Here is a 15,065-nt window from a genome sequence, read left to right on the forward strand (position 1 = left end):
GGGCGCCCTTTTCACATCGGCAAGCCATGCACATGCTGCATTGCGGCATCCCGGGTTTGATGGGTTGTTAGCGCCATCATCCTCCCCCATCTAGGTGTCATGGCAGGCATACGGCCCGCCATGGACGCCACGAGATGTGGAAAGGATACGACCATGCTGACCTTGATCGAAAAACTGCAAACTGCTGCCCGCAACCATGCACGCTATCGCCAGACCCGTGACGAGATCGCCCGCCTGCCTATGGATGTGGCGCTGGATCTGGGCATCTATCCCGGCGATGCGCATCACATTGCCCGCGACGCGGTCTATGGCCGGGCCTGAGCCCGCCTAGCTGTATTTGGCGCGCAGCGCTTCTTGGACCGGCGGTGTCACGAATTTCGAGACATCGCCATTCAACCGCGCAATCTCTTTCACCAGTTTCGACGCGATGGCCTGCCTGCGGGCATCGGCCATCATGAACACCGTCTCGATGCTGGCATCCAGCGCACGGTTCATTCCAACCATCTGAAATTCATATTCAAAATCGGCAACCGCGCGCAGACCGCGCACGATGACTCCCGCGCCCACGTCGCGGGCGCAGTCGATCAGCAGATTTTCGAACGGATGCACGACAATCTCGCCGCCGGTCTTGGCCAGGATACCGGCACATTCGGCTTCGACCATGGCCACCCGCTCTTCAAGGCTGAACAGCGGGCCCTTGTCCCGGTTGATGGCAACGCCGATCACAAGCCGATCCACCAGCTGCATTGCGCGCTGAATGATATCGACATGGCCAAGCGTGATCGGGTCAAATGTCCCCGGATACAGACCGATGCGCATGGCTTTCCCCTCCGATGCCTCGCGACACGCAACAATATTGCGCGGCGCTTTGCAAGAACAAAGCGCCGCGGCGCAGCATTTGCCGCAGATCGGCGGGTCCCCGGTTCAGAACCCCTTGATCATGCCTTCCAGCGCATCCTTCTCGGCCGCCAGTTCCATCAGGCGCGATTTCACCACGTCCCCGATGGAAATGAGGCCGACCATTTCGTCGCCTTCCATCACCGGCATATGGCGGAACCGGCCATCGGTCATCTTTTGCAACACCGAATGGGTTGTTTCTTCGCGTTTGCAGCTGATGATCTTGGCCGTCATCAGCGTATCCACGGCCTCGGTCAGGCAAGACGGGCCGCGTTTGCCCAATTCGCGCACGATGTCACGTTCCGACACGATCCCCGCCACGCGCTTGCCATCCGGCGACACGATCACCGCCCCGATTCGGCGTGACGACAGCACCTCGGCCACCTGAGCAACGGGCGTTCCGGGCATTACAGTCACAACACCATCATCCGCCTTTGATTTCAGGATCTGCGATACGAGCATGGGCTCCTCCTTCTCTATGGTCAAAGCCTTGCGCCTGCGCAATTTTATGTCAAGCCAAAGCTTCCAGGCGCAACACTTCTTTGCGTATTCCCTGCGCCAGCAAGTCGGCAAAGCGATTGAGCCGTTCGACCCGCCCGTCATCCGCATGACGGATCAGCCAGAAGCTGCGGGTGAGGCTGATCTGGTCGGCTATCACCCGGATCAGCTCGGGTGCCGAAGGCAGCGCAAAGTCATGCACCACGCCGATCCCTGCCCCGTGCCGCAACCAGTTCAGCTGCACCGACACCGAATTTGACGCCAGCGGGATCCGCTCGGCCCCCAATTGGCCCAGATAATCCAGCTCTTTGTCAAAGATCATGTCGGCAATATAGCCCACCATGCGATGCGCCCGCAGATCCTCCACCGACTGCACCGCCGGGTGCTGCGCAAGATATTGGGTCGAGGCCGCCAGATGCAGCCGGTAATCGGTCAGCTTCTGCACCGTCAGCCGCCCGGTTTCGGGGCGCGAGACCGCAATGGCAATATCCGCCTCGCGTTTTGACAGGTTGAACACCCGCGGCAGCGCCACGATCTGCACCTCCAGCCCCGGATTGTTATCGCAGATCGCCGCCAGAACCTGCGGCAGCAGATAGTTGGCACAACCATCCGGGGCACCGATGCGAATCTGCCCGGTCAGCCCATGGGTGCCGCGCAACTCTTCCACCGCCCCCGCCATCGCCAGTTCGGCGCGTTCGGCATGGGCCAGGATGCGGCTGCCCTCGGCGGTCAGCCCATAGCCTTGCGGGCTTTTCACGAAAAGCCGCGCCTCCAGCACATCCTCCAGCCGCGCGATGCGGCGGCCTACCGTCGCCGGATCCAGCCGCAGCGCCTTGCCCGCGCCCGACAGGCTTTCAGCGCGCGTCACCGCCAGAAACAGCCGCAGGTCGTCCCAATCCATCATACACCCAAAAATGCAAAGCGTTTTTGAAATATTGCCGCTTTGCCGGGCAAAAATGCAAGGCTATTGTCAGTGCAGCTTATTGGGCCGGCTGACTTCGGCCAAACCGTTCGGGAGGACGCCATGAAAGAGATCGGACACTGGATCAACGGCAAGCATGTGAAGGGCAACTCGGGCCGCTTTGCTGATGTTTTCAACCCCGCCACCGGCGAAGTGCAGGCGCGTGTCGCGCTCGCCAGCAAGGCCGAGCTGGACGCCGCCACCGCCGATGCGGCCAAGGCGCAGGTCAAATGGGGTGCCACCAACCCGCAGCGCCGCGCCCGGGTGATGATGAAATTCGTCGACCTGCTGAACCGCGACATGGACAAGCTGGCCGAGGCGCTGTCCTCAGAACATGGCAAGACCATCCCGGATGCCAAGGGCGACATCCAGCGCGGCCTTGAAGTGATCGAATTCTGCATTGCCGCGCCGCATCTGCTCAAGGGCGAATTCACCGACAGCGCAGGCCCCGGCATCGACATGTATTCCATGCGTCAGCCGATCGGCGTGGCGGCGGGCATCACCCCGTTCAACTTCCCCGCCATGATCCCGCTGTGGAAAATGGGCCCGGCGCTGGCCTGCGGCAATGCCTTCATCCTCAAGCCGTCCGAGCGTGACCCCTCGGTGCCGATGATGCTGGCCGAGTTGATGAAAGAAGCGGGCCTGCCCGATGGCGTGCTGCAAGTGATCAACGGCGACAAGGAATCGGTCGATGCGATCATCGACAATCCGGATATCGCCGGGATCGGTTTTGTCGGCTCCACCCCGATTGCCGAATATATCTATGGGCGCGGCTGCTCCAACGGCAAGCGCGTGCAGTGCTTCGGCGGTGCCAAGAACCACATGATCATCATGCCGGATGCCGATCTCGATCAGGCCGCCGATGCGCTGGTGGGCGCGGGCTATGGCGCCGCTGGCGAACGCTGCATGGCGATTTCGGTCGCGGTGCCGGTGGGTGATGAAACCGCAGACCGCCTGATCGAAAAGCTGATCCCGCGGATCGAAAAGCTGAAGGTCGGCCCCTATACGGGCGGCAATGATGTGGATTATGGCCCGGTCGTGACCGCCGCCGCCAAGGCCAATATCCTCAAACTGGTGGAAAGCGGCGTGGCACAGGGCGCCAAGCTGGTGGTCGATGGCCGAAACTTCAACCTGCAAGGCTATGAGGACGGCTTCTTTGTCGGCCCGCACCTGTTTGACCATGTGACCACCGACATGGACATCTATCGCAAGGAAATCTTCGGCCCCGTGCTGTCGACCGTGCGCGCCAAAACCTATGAAGAGGCGCTGGGATATGCGATGGACCATGAATATGGCAATGGCACCGCGATCTTCACCCGCGATGGTGACACCGCGCGCGATTTTGCCAACCGCATCAACGTCGGCATGATCGGCATCAACGTGCCGATCCCGGTTCCGCTGGCCTATCACACCTTCGGCGGCTGGAAAAAATCCGCCTTTGGCGACCTGAACCAGCACGGGCCGGATTCCTTCCGCTTCTACACGCGCACCAAGACCATCACCTCGCGCTGGCCCAGCGGCATCAAGGAAGGCGCAAGCCTGAACTTCAAGCAGATGGATTGATCTACGGTGGGTGCCGCCACGGCGGCACCCGCACCCCTTCGGATGCCCCGGCGCGCATCCTCCCCGGCTTCGGCCATGGCTTCGCAGAGCGGCCCTGCAAATCTGTCACCTTGCAAAACTTCTGCAATGTTCCACAATTAAACAGGCGTTCAATTCCAGCAAGGGAGGCTCGGGATGGATTTCGCACTCAGCGAAGAACAGCAGGCCATTTTCGATATGGCGCAGGCATTCGGGCAGGATCATATCGCGCCCCATGCCCGGCAATGGGAGGCCGAGGGCACGATTCCGAAAGCCCTGTGGGCCAAGGTGGCGGAACTGGGTCTGGGCGGCATCTATGTCAGCGAAGATCACGGCGGATCGGGGCTGACCCGGCTGGATGCGACGCTGGTGTTCGAAGCGCTCGCCATGGCCTGCCCGGCGGTGTCCTCCTTCCTGTCGATCCACAATATGTGCGGCGGCATGATCGACAAATTCGGCAGCGACGCGCTGAAGGCGCGGGTTTTGCCAAAGCTGTGCAGCATGGAGCAGATCTTTGCCTATTGCCTGACGGAACCCGGTTCCGGCTCGGATGCGGCGGCGCTGCGCACCAAGGCCCTGCGCGACAACGAGGGTTATCGGCTGACCGGCACCAAGGCCTTCATTTCCGGCGGTGGCTATGCCGATGGCTATATCGTCATGGCCCGCACCGGAGAGGACGGGCCGCGCGGCATTTCGGCCATCGTCGTCCCCGATGGCGCGGCGGGCCTGTCCTTTGGCGGGCTGGAAGACAAGATGGGCTGGCGCGCACAGCCGACGCGGCAGGTGCAGATGGATGATTGCGCCGTGCCTGCCGACAATCTGATCGGCGTGGAGGGCAAGGGCTTTGCCTATGCTATGGCCGGGCTGGATGGCGGGCGGCTGAACATCGCGGCCAGCGCCCTTGGCGGCGCACAGGCGGCCTTTGACGCGACGCTGGCCTATATGGGCGAACGCCGGGCCTTTGGCAAAACGCTGGACCAGTTTCAGGCGCTGCAATTCCGTCTGGCCGAACTGGAGGTCAAACTGCAATCGGCGCGCATCTTCCTGCGACAGGCGGCGTGGAAGCTGGACAATGCCGCCCCGGATGCCACGAAATTCTGTGCCATGGCCAAGCTTTATGTCACGGATGCGGCCTTTGATGTCGCCAATCAATGCCTGCAACTGCATGGTGGTTACGGCTATCTGGCCGATTACGGCGTGGAAAAGATCATGCGGGATCTTCGCGTGCATCAGATTCTGGAAGGTACCAATGAAATCATGCGCCTGATCGTGTCGCGCGCTCTTCTGGAGGCACGCGGATGAGCGAGATCCTGATCCGCCGCGAGGGCCGTGCCGGGCGGATCACGCTCAACCGCCCCGAGGCGCTGAATGCGCTCAGCTATCCGATGTGTCTGGCGCTGGATGCGGCCCTGATCGGCTGGCGCGATGACCCCGATGTGGCGCTGGTGCTGATTGATGCCGCAGGCGACCGGGCCTTCTGTGCGGGTGGCGATATTGCCCAGCTTTATGCCGAAGGCATCGCGGGCAATCACGACCATGGCCGCGATTTCTGGCGCGATGAATACCGGATGAACGCGCGGATTGCCGACTATGCCAAACCCGTGGTCAGTCTGATCCATGGCTTCTGCATGGGCGGCGGTGTCGGGGTGGCCTGCCATGCCAGCCATCGCATCGTCGGCGAAACCGCGCAGATCGCCATGCCCGAATGTGCCATCGGTCTGGTGCCGGATGTGGGCGGCTCGGCCCTGCTGGCCCATGCGCCGGGGCATCTGGGCGCCTATCTGGGCACGACCGGGCGGCGCATGGGGCCTGCCGATGCGATCTATGCCGGGTTTGCCGATTGTTTTGTGCCGCAAGCCGCATGGCCGGACCTGATTGCCACGCTGTGCGCCACCGGTGATGTGGCGGCGATTCGGGGCCAGACGCCCCCGCCCGCCAGCCTGCCCGCCTTGCAACCCCAGATCGACCGGCATTTCGCCAGCGCCGATCTGGCCCGCGTGCTGGCCAGCCTTGACGGCGACGACAGCGATTTCGCGCGCGAGACACGCCTGACGCTCGGCCGTGTGTCGCCGCTGGCGGCGGCGCTGACCCTCGCCATTCAGGCGCAGCTTGGGCCGCCCCCCAGCCTGCGGCAGGCCCTGGAGCTGGAATACCGGGTGTCGTTCCGCGCGCAGGCCGATACCGATTTTCTGGAAGGCATCCGCGCGATGATCATCGACAAGGATCGCAAACCCCGCTGGCAGGCGGCGGCGGATGCGGTGGCGATTGCCGCCCTTCTGGCCCCACTCGGCCCGGATACCCTGACATTCACGGAGGAATAGCCATGCAGATCGGCTTTATCGGATTGGGCAATATGGGCGGGCCGATGGCGGCCAACCTCGCCAAGGCGGGCCATGTGGTGCGCGGCTATGACATGGCCGCCCCAATGCCCGAAGGTGTGGCGGCGGCGGCTTCGGCGGCTGAGGCGGCGGCGGGCGCGGATGTGGTCATCACCATGCTGCCGAATGGCGCGATCCTGCGCGCCGTGGCGGATCAGGTGATCCCGGCCATGCCGCAAGGATCGGTGCTCTGCGATTGTTCCACCGTCGATGTGGAAAGCGCGCGCGCCGTGGCCGAACAGGCGCAGGCAGCCGGGCTTGGCGCACTGGATGCGCCGGTGTCGGGCGGTGTTGGCGGGGCCACCGCAGGCACGCTGACCTTCATGGTTGGCGGCTCCGATGCGGCCTTTGCCACGGTGCAGCCGCTGTTCGCGGTGATGGGGCAGAAAGCGGTGCATTGCGGTGCCGCCGGGGCCGGTCAGGCCGCCAAAATCTGCAACAACATGATTCTCGGCGTGACCATGATCGCCACCTGCGAGGCCTTTGCCCTTGCCGACAAGCTGGGGCTGGACCGGGCGCGCATGTTCGATGTCGTCTCCACCTCCTCGGGGTACAGCTGGACCATGAACGCCTATTGCCCTGCCCCCGGCGTTGGGCCGAAATCGCCTGCCGACAACAGCTACAAACCCGGCTTCGCGGCCGAGCTGATGCTGAAGGATCTGCGCCTGTCGCAACAGGCCGCCGAGGCCGCCGATGCCGACACACCGATGGGGCAACTGGCAGCGGATCTCTATCGCCGCTTTGTCGAGGATGAGGACGGCAAGGGCATGGATTTTTCGGCCATGCTGCCGCGCTTTGAAAAGCGCGGTCGCGGCTGACTGCGACACTTTGGGCAGAGGCCGCGCGGCGCGTGACTTTGGCCTCCTCGCATGTTATATTCGGAATATGTAATATGAAATGCGAGGATGGCCATGTTCACCACCAATGTCGGCGGGATTGATCGGATCCTGCGTATCGTGATCGGCGCGGCGCTGCTGATCTGGTTCTTCACCGATCAGGGTAGCGGCTTCTGGCACTATGCCAAGCTGATCGGCATCGTGCCCTTGCTCACGGGCCTGCTGTCAACCTGCCCGCTCTATTCGGTGCTGGGGATCAGCACCTGCCCGATGAAAGCCTGAGGCGGCGTGCGGCGGATCATTCCGCCGCAACCCTTTTCGGTCTGAGCATGTCTTTCAGATAGCGGCCCGTGTGGCTTTCGGTGGATTTGGCCACCTCTTCGGGGGTGCCCACCGCCACGATCTGCCCGCCGCCATCGCCGCCTTCCGGCCCGATGTCGATCAGCCAGTCCGCCGTCTTGATCACATCCAGATTGTGTTCGATCACCACGACCGTATTGCCCTGATCGACCAGTTCATGCAGCACTTCCAACAGCTTGCGCACGTCTTCAAAGTGCAGGCCGGTGGTCGGTTCATCCAGGATATACAGCGTGCGCCCAGTGGCGCGACGGCTCAGCTCCTTCGACAGCTTGACCCGCTGCGCCTCGCCGCCCGACAGGGTGGTCGCCTGCTGGCCGACCTTGATATAACCAAGCCCGACTTGGCACAGTGCCTCCATCTTGTCACGGATGCTGGGCACGGCCTGAAAGAACTCGCGGGCATCTTCGCAGGTCATATCAAGAACGTCGGCTATGCTTTTGCCTTTGAAGCGAATTTCAAGAGTCTCGCGGTTATAGCGATGACCCTTGCAGGTTTCGCAGGTCACATAAACATCCGGCAGGAAGTGCATCTCGATCTTGATCACGCCATCGCCCTGACAGGCCTCGCAGCGCCCGCCTTTGACGTTGAAGCTGAACCTGCCGGGCAGATAGCCGCGCGCCTTCGATTCCGGCAGACCGGCAAACCAGTCGCGGATCGGGGTGAAGGCGCCGGTATAAGTGGCCGGGTTTGACCGGGGCGTGCGACCGATGGCGCGCTGGTCAATGTCGATCACCTTGTCCAGATGCTCAAACCCCTTGATGGTCTCGCAGGGGGCCGGGGTTTCGCGCGCGCCATTCAGCCGGGTCGCGGCGGTCTTGAACAGCGTTTCAATCGTCAGCGTCGATTTGCCCCCGCCCGACACGCCGGTCACGCAGACAAATTTGCCCAGCGGAAATTCCGCCGTCACGTTGCGCAGGTTGTTCCCGGTCGCCCCGACCACCGTCAGCTTCTTGCCATTGCCCTTGCGCCGCACCTTGGGCACGGCAATCTCGCGCGCGCCCGACAGGTATTGCCCGGTCAGGCTGGCCGGATCGGCCAGAATCTCGGACGGGGTGCCGCGCGAGACGATCTGGCCGCCATGCACCCCCGCACCCGGCCCCATGTCGAACACATAATCCGCCTCACGGATCGCATCCTCGTCATGTTCCACCACCAGCACGGTATTGCCCTGATCGCGCAGGTTCTTCAGCGTGGTCAGCAGCCGGTCATTGTCGCGCTGATGCAGCCCGATCGAGGGTTCATCCAGCACATACAGCACCCCGGTCAGGCCCGAGCCGATCTGGCTGGCCAATCGGATCCGCTGGCTTTCTCCCCCTGACAGCGTGCCCGCATTGCGCGACAGCGTCAGATAGTCCAACCCTACATTCACAAGGAATCCAAGGCGTTCGCGGATTTCCTTCAGTATGGCGCGGGCAATCTCGTTCTTCTGGTTGGTCAGGCTCTCCGGCACGGTGCCGATCCAGTCAAACGCCTCGCGGATTGACATCTGCACCACCTGGCCCACATGCAGCCCGGCGATCTTGACCGCCAGCGCCTCGGGTTTCAGGCGATAGCCGCCACAGGCGCCGCAAGGCCGGTTGTTCTGATAACGCTCCATCTCTTCGCGCGACCAGGCGCTGTCGGTCTCGCGGTAGCGGCGTTCCATGTTCGGAATGACGCCTTCAAACACGCGGCTGACCTGATAGATGCGCCCGCCCTCGTCATAGCGAAACTGGATCTCTTCGCCGCCGGAGCCGTTCAGAAAGACCTGCTGCACCTTTTCCGGCAGATCCTTCCACTTTTTCTTCTTGTCGAACTCGTAATGTTTCGCAATCGCTTCAATGGTCTGCAGGAAGTAAGGCGATTTGCTCTTCGACCAGGGCGCAATGGCCCCCTGAGCCAGGCTCAGCCCCTGATCGGGCACCACGAGGCGCTCGTCGAAAAACAGTTCAACCCCCAAACCATCGCAAACCGGGCAGGCACCGAACGGTGCGTTGAACGAGAACAGCCGCGGTTCGATCTCGGGGATGGTGAAGCCCGACACCGGGCAAGAGAAATTCTCGCTGAAGGTCTTGCGCTCTGGCTCTCCCTCGGTCGGGGCGGTTTCCAGAATGGCGATGCCGTCGGCCAGGTTCAGTGCGGTGCGAAAGCTGTCGGCAAGGCGGGTGCCGATATCACCCCGCACCACGATTCGGTCGACCACCACGTCGATGTCATGGCGGAATTTCTTGTCGAGCGTCGGCGGCTCTTCCAGCTCGTAGAACTGGCCATCCACCTTGATGCGCTGGAACCCCTGCTTGCGCAGCTCCAGAAACTCTTTTTTGTATTCGCCTTTGCGGTCGCGCACGATGGGAGCCAGCAGATAGGCGCGGGTGCCCTCGGGCATCACCAGCACCGCATCCACCATGTCCTGCACCTGCATGGCTTCAATCGGCAGGCCGGTCGCGGGGCTGTAGGGCGTGCCGACACGGGCGAACAGCAGGCGCATGTAGTCGTAGATCTCGGTCACCGTGCCAACGGTGGAGCGCGGGTTTTTCGAGGTGGTTTTCTGTTCAATCGAAATCGCGGGCGACAGCCCGCTGATGTGGTCCACATCCGGCTTGCCCATCATGTCCAGGAACTGCCGCGCATAGGCGCTCAGGCTTTCGACATAGCGGCGCTGGCCTTCGGCATAGATCGTGTCAAAGGCGAGGCTGGATTTGCCGGAGCCGGACAGGCCGGTGATCACCACCAGCTGATCGCGCGGGATATCGAGGTCGATCCCCTTCAGGTTATGTTCGCGCGCGCCGCGCACCTCGATGAACTTCTGTTCCGCCATGATCATACCCACCCTCGTGACGGCTTAGAGATAGGGCAAGATTGGCATCTTTCCAATGGGAAAACGTGAACAATGGATGAACAAGGGCAGATTCAGGCGGCCTTGCGCCGCCCTGCCTGCCAAAGATGCAGCACGATCCCCAAAAGCGAAAAGCCCAGAACAAACAGCGCCAATCCGGCACTGCCCTGTGACAGGATCAGCGCCGACAGGATCGGCGTCCCGGTGGTGGTGCCCAGATTGCCAAGCTGCGCCACGGCCCCCGCCGCCTGCGCCCGTGCCGCACCGCCCGCGTTCAGCTGCGGAATGGCGGCAAAAGACGCCCCCTGCACAAGCCCGAGCGCCCCGGCCATGATCAGACTTCCGGTAATGATCCCATAAGGATGGCCCCAGAAGCTCAACAAGATCAGCGCCGCCGCACAGGCCGCCGCAAACCCTGCCATCACCGCCCGCACCGCCGTCATCCGCCCCAGCAACCAGACCCCGAGGGTCAGGGACACCGCGATGCTGACCAGCGGCATGGCGGTGGCCAGCACCGGCTGCAACGCGCCACCTGCCAGCGGCGGCAGCAGGGTCAGCACCGCGACATAGGTGATGGTGTAACAAAAGAACCCCATGGCCGGGGCCGCCAGCGTGGCGGAGGCATAGATATGGCCATGCTGGCGCAGCACCGCTGTGAAAGACAGCGCCACCCGCTGCGACGGCGGATCGGCGGGCAGCAGCACCGCCAACAGCGCCGCAAACCCCGCCATATAGGTGCCATGTGCCGCCATCAGCGCGCCCGGCCCAAAGGCCTCGGCCAAGGGTCGCCCCACCACCGCCAGCAGGGCAAATGTCACCGCAAAGAAGCTGGACCACAGCGTCATCGCCAGCCCCTGCCGGGCCACCGGCGTCACCTGCGCGATCAGCACCGGGGCCGCGACCACAATCGCCAGATGCGATACGCCTTCCACCGCCCGCAGCGTCAGCATCACCGTCAGCGGCAGATCCAGCGCCTGAACCCCGGACAGCACCGCCCCCAGCGCCAAAGCCGCCACCAGCACCCGCCGATAGCCATAGCCTTGCACCAGAATGCCTGCCGTGGTGCCAAATACCAATCCGGTAAAGCCGACGATGGAGACCAAGAGGCCCAGCCCGGTTGGCCCCGCCTGCGGATAGGAGGCCGCGATCAGATCATAGATCACCGCAATCTTGCCGAATTGCGCCGCAGCGCCCAGCCCGGCACCCCAAAGCGCCAGCACGATCCACAGGGAGGAAATCTGTCTCATGCCTCTTGCTAGCGCGGCACGGAGGCTTGCACCATGCAAAAACGGGCGGCTTTTGACCGCCCGTTCAAATTCATGCCCGTGTCAGCCGCTTACATATGCAGCGCGCGGCCATAGGCATCCAGCACCGCCTCGTGCATCATCTCGCTCAGCGTCGGATGCGGGAACACGGTGTTCATCAGGTCTTCTTCGGTGGTTTCCAGCGCGCGGCCCACCACATAGCCCTGAATCAGCTCTGTCACTTCGGCGCCAACCATATGCGCACCCAGCAATTCGCCGGTTTTCGCATCGAAGATAGTCTTGATCATGCCCTCGGCCTCGCCCAGGGCAATCGCCTTGCCATTGCCGATGAAGGGGAAGCGCCCGACCTTGATGGCGATACCCGCCTCTTTCGCCTTGGCTTCGGTCATACCGACCGAGGCCACCTGCGGATGGCAATAGGTGCAACCGGCAATCGAGCCGGGCTTGATCGGATGCGGATGGCCGCCCGCGATCAATTCAGCCACCATCACGCCTTCATGGCTGGCCTTGTGGGCAAGCCAAGGCGCGCCCGCGATGTCGCCAATCGCAAAAAGGCCCGGCACGCCGGTGCGGCAATATTCATCCGTCACCACATGGGTGCGGTCGATCTTGACGCCAAGCGCCTCCAGCCCCAGCCCTTCGACATTGCCGACAATGCCGACCGCCGAAATCACCGTGTCGAATTCCTGCGTCGTGGTGCCTTTGGCATCTTCCAGATGCGCCACAACCTTGCCATTGCCGCGGTCCAGCTTCTTGACCGTGGTCTTTTCCAGGATCTTCATGCCTTGTTTGACAAAGGCCTTTTTGGCGAAGGCCGAAATCTCGGCATCTTCCACCGGCAACACACGGTCCATCACCTCGACCACCGTCGTATCGGCGCCCAGTGTGTTGAAGAAGCTGGCAAATTCGATACCGATTGCGCCCGAGCCGATGACCAGAAGCTTTTTCGGCATCCGCTTGGGTTGCAGCGCGTGTTTATAGGTCCAGACCAGATCGCCATCGGCCTCAAGCCCCGGCAGTTCCCGCGCCCGCGCGCCGGTCGCCAGCACGATGGCGGGGGCGGTCAGCTCTTCGGTGCCCTTTTCGGTCTTGACCGATACAACACCGGCCTTCGGCAGGGTTGCGGCCCCCATGATCACGGTGATCTTGTTCTTTTTCATCAGATGGCCGATGCCACCCGACAATTGTTTCGCCACGCCGCGCGAGCGGGCGACGACGGCATCCAGATCATAGCTGATGCCCTCGGCCTTCAGGCCGAATTCCTTGGCGCGGTGCATCAGATGGAACACCTCGGCCGAACGCAGCAGCGCCTTGGTCGGGATACAGCCCCAGTTGAGACAGATGCCGCCCAGATGTTCGCGTTCCACGATGGCCACGGATTTGCCCAGCTGCGCCGCACGGATGGCGGCAACATAGCCCCCGGGCCCGGCACCGATCACGATTACATCAAAACTCTTGGCAGCCATCATTCCCCTCCTCTGGAAAAGTAGTTTGGCATTAAACTATATTGTGATTTCAAGCAATGCCAGCGGTGCGCTACCCCCATGCGCCTGCTGCATGACTGTGGCTGTCATACCCCGGCCTCGCGAAGACTGTTTACCATTGAAGCATATCCGCCCTCGGCCAGAAACGCGGCCTCCTCTGCCGTGCTGTCCCGACCAAGCGCGGCATTGCGATAGGGAAAGCGCCCGAAGCGCGCGATGATGGCCTGATGCGCGCGGGCATGCAGCGCCATTTCGGGGTCCGAGGACATGCGTTCGGTCAGCAACGCGACCGACAGCGCCTGATCCTCCGGATCCTCGCTATGCTCGAACGGCATGTAGAAGAACTGCCGCTCCGGCTCTGGTGCCTGAAGATCCCAGCCCTCGGCCAGCGCCCGCCGCGCCGTGGCCCGGGCCAGCGGATCGGTGGCAAAGGCCTGTGCATCGCCCCGGAACATGTTGCGCGGAAACTGGTCGGCCAGAATGATCAGCGCAAGGCTGCCCGCGACGCCTTCGCCCCAGTGGTCCAGCCCGCCGTCGCGTGCGGCCTGCCACAGATCCAGCCACATGCCGCGAATCTCTGCATCCAGATCCTCGCCCCCGGCATACCAGCCTGCCGGGCCAACATCGCCCAGCCAATAATCCAGCACCATGACCGGGTCAGACATCCGTTCCTCCACTACAGCACACAGCCTGAGCGTGAGCCTGACAGGGAAATCCGCCTGCCGCAAGCCAAGGCTCAGCGATGCGAGGGCGCGTCCTCGGCCTGTTCCATGACCGCCCCCACCGCCAGCGCTGAGGCTTGCGGTGTCAGGTTGGCATAGCCGCCGGTCGATTCCGGCGCGTTGCGGCGCGTCATGCGCCATGCGGCATAGCCGGCCAGCCCGATGAAATTGGCGGCTATGAACAAGAAGAACCCGTGCGGCCCGATCACGCCCATGATCCAGCCGGTGATCAGCGGCCCGAAAATCGCACCCAACCCGTTCAGGAACAACAGCCCCGACGAGGCCGCGGCCATTTCCTCTTTTTTCAGGAAGTCGTTGGTATAGGCAATCAGCAGTGAATACAGCGGGTTGGTAATGCCGCCCAGCACCATGGCCACGCCCAGCATCACCACAAACGGCAGATCGAACAGACCGGCCAGCACCATCACCACGCCCGCCACCGCCGACAGGATCAGGATCAGCCGCCGCCGGTCGCCCCGGTCGGAAATCCAGCCGATGGGATATTGCAGGATCAGGCCGCCCACATACATCGCGCCGACAAACATCGAAATCTCGCGCACCGACAGCCCGGATTTGGAGCCCCAGACCGCCGACATGCCGAACATCGCGGCGAATACGCCCCCGGTCAGCAGCATCCCCATGCAGCCCAGCGGCGAAATGCGCCACAGCGCCAGGAAGCTCAGCCGCCGGGTTGTCTCGAAGGTGGGGGCCGGGGTATCGGCCAGCAGCAGGGGCATGAAGGCCAGGCTGACCAGCACCGAAGGGATCACGAACAGCGTGAAACTGGCCGGGCTTGCGACATTGAGCAGAACCTGGCTGGAAATGATGCCGATCATCTGCACGATCATATAGGCCGACAGCGCCTGCCCCCGCGTCTCGTTCGTCGCGGTGTTGTTCAGCCAGCTTTCGGCGGTGATATAGACGCCGCAGAACGAAAACCCTATCAGCACCCGCAAGGCGGCCCAGACCATCCAGTCGGGCGCCACCGGATAAACGACCAGCACGGCAGAGATCATCGAACCGAGTGCTGCAAACACCCGCACATGGCCCACGCGGCGCAACATGCCGGGGATCATCTGCGAGCCAACCAGAAAGCCCGCGAAATAGGCCGACATCACGACCGACAGCTCGAAGGTGGTGAAGCCCTCGATCGTGCCCCGGATGCCCAGCAGCGATCCCTGCATGCCATTGCCCAGCATAAGCAGCATCACGCCCAGAAGCAGCGGCCAGGTGCTGGCAATGACCTTCAACATGATGAAACTCCGGCA

14 protein-coding genes are annotated in these 15,065 nt (G+C 62.8%); 6 read left to right on the top strand and 8 right to left on the bottom strand.

Going from position 1 to position 15,065, the window contains the following annotated elements; all coding sequences use genetic code 11:
* The first annotated feature begins 153 nt into the window (after nucleotides 1–153).
* Nucleotides 154–321, top strand: a complete 168-nt coding sequence (locus KM031_RS01530) for a hypothetical protein (protein ID WP_215504129.1) — start codon at nucleotides 154–156, stop codon at nucleotides 319–321.
* 6 nt (nucleotides 322–327) lie between these two features.
* On the opposite strand, the gene coaD is transcribed toward KM031_RS01530, so the two are convergent.
* The 3 genes from coaD to KM031_RS01545 form a co-directional block, all read right to left on the bottom strand.
* The gene (gene coaD, locus KM031_RS01535) at nucleotides 328–819 is read right to left on the bottom strand and encodes a pantetheine-phosphate adenylyltransferase (protein WP_215504128.1); all 492 of its coding nucleotides are present in this window, start codon (nucleotides 817–819) and stop codon (nucleotides 328–330) included.
* A gap of 105 nt (nucleotides 820–924) precedes the next feature.
* Nucleotides 925–1,359 carry a CBS domain-containing protein gene (locus KM031_RS01540; protein WP_215504127.1) on the bottom strand — a complete coding sequence of 145 codons (435 nt, stop codon included), beginning with the start codon at nucleotides 1,357–1,359 and terminating at the stop codon, nucleotides 925–927.
* A gap of 49 nt (nucleotides 1,360–1,408) precedes the next feature.
* Entirely contained in the window at nucleotides 1,409–2,296 is an 888-nt protein-coding gene (locus KM031_RS01545) for a LysR family transcriptional regulator (RefSeq protein ID WP_215504126.1), read from the bottom strand.
* Between the two features lie 123 nt (nucleotides 2,297–2,419).
* Between KM031_RS01545 and KM031_RS01550 the strand changes: the two genes are divergently transcribed.
* The 5 genes from KM031_RS01550 (at nucleotide 2,420) to KM031_RS01570 (ending at nucleotide 7,433) form a co-directional block, all read left to right on the top strand.
* Entirely contained in the window at nucleotides 2,420–3,919 is a 1,500-nt protein-coding gene (locus tag KM031_RS01550) for a CoA-acylating methylmalonate-semialdehyde dehydrogenase (protein WP_215504125.1), read from the top strand.
* A 174-nt stretch (nucleotides 3,920–4,093) separates the two neighbouring features.
* Nucleotides 4,094–5,239: an acyl-CoA dehydrogenase family protein gene (locus tag KM031_RS01555; protein ID WP_215504124.1), complete on the top strand. Its 1,146-nt coding sequence runs from the start codon at nucleotides 4,094–4,096 to the stop codon at nucleotides 5,237–5,239.
* A complete protein-coding gene (locus tag KM031_RS01560) occupies nucleotides 5,236–6,258 on the top strand; it encodes an enoyl-CoA hydratase/isomerase family protein (RefSeq protein ID WP_215504123.1) in 1,023 nt (340 codons plus the stop codon). The genes KM031_RS01555 and KM031_RS01560 overlap by 4 nt, the downstream gene beginning before the upstream one ends.
* 2 nt (nucleotides 6,259–6,260) lie before the next feature.
* Nucleotides 6,261–7,133, top strand: coding sequence for a 3-hydroxyisobutyrate dehydrogenase (gene mmsB / locus KM031_RS01565; protein WP_215504122.1), 873 nt, complete (start codon nucleotides 6,261–6,263; stop codon nucleotides 7,131–7,133).
* 93 nt (nucleotides 7,134–7,226) lie between these two features.
* Nucleotides 7,227–7,433, top strand: coding sequence for a YgaP family membrane protein (locus KM031_RS01570; protein ID WP_215504564.1), 207 nt, complete (start codon nucleotides 7,227–7,229; stop codon nucleotides 7,431–7,433).
* A gap of 16 nt (nucleotides 7,434–7,449) precedes the next feature.
* Here KM031_RS01570 and uvrA read toward each other — a convergent pair whose 3' ends face one another.
* The 5 genes from uvrA to KM031_RS01595 all read right to left on the bottom strand — a co-directional run bounded on the left by uvrA (nucleotide 7,450) and on the right by KM031_RS01595 (nucleotide 15,050).
* Nucleotides 7,450–10,308 (bottom strand): excinuclease ABC subunit UvrA, encoded by a 2,859-nt coding sequence (gene uvrA, locus KM031_RS01575; protein ID WP_215504563.1) that lies wholly within the window; start codon nucleotides 10,306–10,308, stop codon nucleotides 7,450–7,452.
* Between the two features lie 92 nt (nucleotides 10,309–10,400).
* On the bottom strand, nucleotides 10,401–11,573 hold the full coding sequence (locus KM031_RS01580; protein WP_215504121.1) for an MFS transporter: 1,173 nt from the start codon (nucleotides 11,571–11,573) through the stop codon (nucleotides 10,401–10,403).
* Nucleotides 11,574–11,662: 89 nt separating this feature from the next.
* Nucleotides 11,663–13,057 (bottom strand): dihydrolipoyl dehydrogenase, encoded by a 1,395-nt coding sequence (gene lpdA, locus KM031_RS01585; protein WP_215504120.1) that lies wholly within the window; start codon nucleotides 13,055–13,057, stop codon nucleotides 11,663–11,665.
* A 104-nt stretch (nucleotides 13,058–13,161) separates the two neighbouring features.
* Complete coding sequence (locus KM031_RS01590; RefSeq protein WP_215504119.1) at nucleotides 13,162–13,740, bottom strand: DUF924 family protein; 579 nt, start codon at nucleotides 13,738–13,740, stop codon at nucleotides 13,162–13,164.
* Nucleotides 13,741–13,811: 71 nt separating this feature from the next.
* Nucleotides 13,812–15,050 carry an MFS transporter gene (locus KM031_RS01595; protein WP_215504118.1) on the bottom strand — a complete coding sequence of 413 codons (1,239 nt, stop codon included), beginning with the start codon at nucleotides 15,048–15,050 and terminating at the stop codon, nucleotides 13,812–13,814.
* Nucleotides 15,051–15,065: the final 15 nt, after the last annotated feature.

The sequence above is a fragment of the Gemmobacter fulvus genome (genome assembly GCF_018798885.1).
GTDB classification, from domain to species: Bacteria; Pseudomonadota; Alphaproteobacteria; order Rhodobacterales; family Rhodobacteraceae; genus Gemmobacter; species Gemmobacter fulvus.

Bases quoted from the DNA above. Each gene is read 5' to 3' on its own strand.
- KM031_RS01530 (WP_215504129.1), top strand. From the start codon at position 154: ATGCTGACCTTGATCGAAAAACTGCAAACTGCTGCCCGCAACCATGCA.
- coaD (WP_215504128.1), bottom strand. From the start codon at position 819: ATGCGCATCGGTCTGTATCCGGGGACATTTGACCCGATCACGCTTGGC.
- KM031_RS01540 (WP_215504127.1), bottom strand. From the start codon at position 1,359: ATGCTCGTATCGCAGATCCTGAAATCAAAGGCGGATGATGGTGTTGTG.
- KM031_RS01545 (WP_215504126.1), bottom strand. From the start codon at position 2,296: ATGGATTGGGACGACCTGCGGCTGTTTCTGGCGGTGACGCGCGCTGAA.
- KM031_RS01550 (WP_215504125.1), top strand. From the start codon at position 2,420: ATGAAAGAGATCGGACACTGGATCAACGGCAAGCATGTGAAGGGCAAC.
- KM031_RS01555 (WP_215504124.1), top strand. From the start codon at position 4,094: ATGGATTTCGCACTCAGCGAAGAACAGCAGGCCATTTTCGATATGGCG.
- KM031_RS01560 (WP_215504123.1), top strand. From the start codon at position 5,236: ATGAGCGAGATCCTGATCCGCCGCGAGGGCCGTGCCGGGCGGATCACG.
- mmsB (WP_215504122.1), top strand. From the start codon at position 6,261: ATGCAGATCGGCTTTATCGGATTGGGCAATATGGGCGGGCCGATGGCG.
- KM031_RS01570 (WP_215504564.1), top strand. From the start codon at position 7,227: ATGTTCACCACCAATGTCGGCGGGATTGATCGGATCCTGCGTATCGTG.
- uvrA (WP_215504563.1), bottom strand. From the start codon at position 10,308: ATGGCGGAACAGAAGTTCATCGAGGTGCGCGGCGCGCGCGAACATAAC.
- KM031_RS01580 (WP_215504121.1), bottom strand. From the start codon at position 11,573: ATGAGACAGATTTCCTCCCTGTGGATCGTGCTGGCGCTTTGGGGTGCC.
- lpdA (WP_215504120.1), bottom strand. From the start codon at position 13,057: ATGGCTGCCAAGAGTTTTGATGTAATCGTGATCGGTGCCGGGCCCGGG.
- KM031_RS01590 (WP_215504119.1), bottom strand. From the start codon at position 13,740: ATGTCTGACCCGGTCATGGTGCTGGATTATTGGCTGGGCGATGTTGGC.
- KM031_RS01595 (WP_215504118.1), bottom strand. From the start codon at position 15,050: ATGTTGAAGGTCATTGCCAGCACCTGGCCGCTGCTTCTGGGCGTGATG.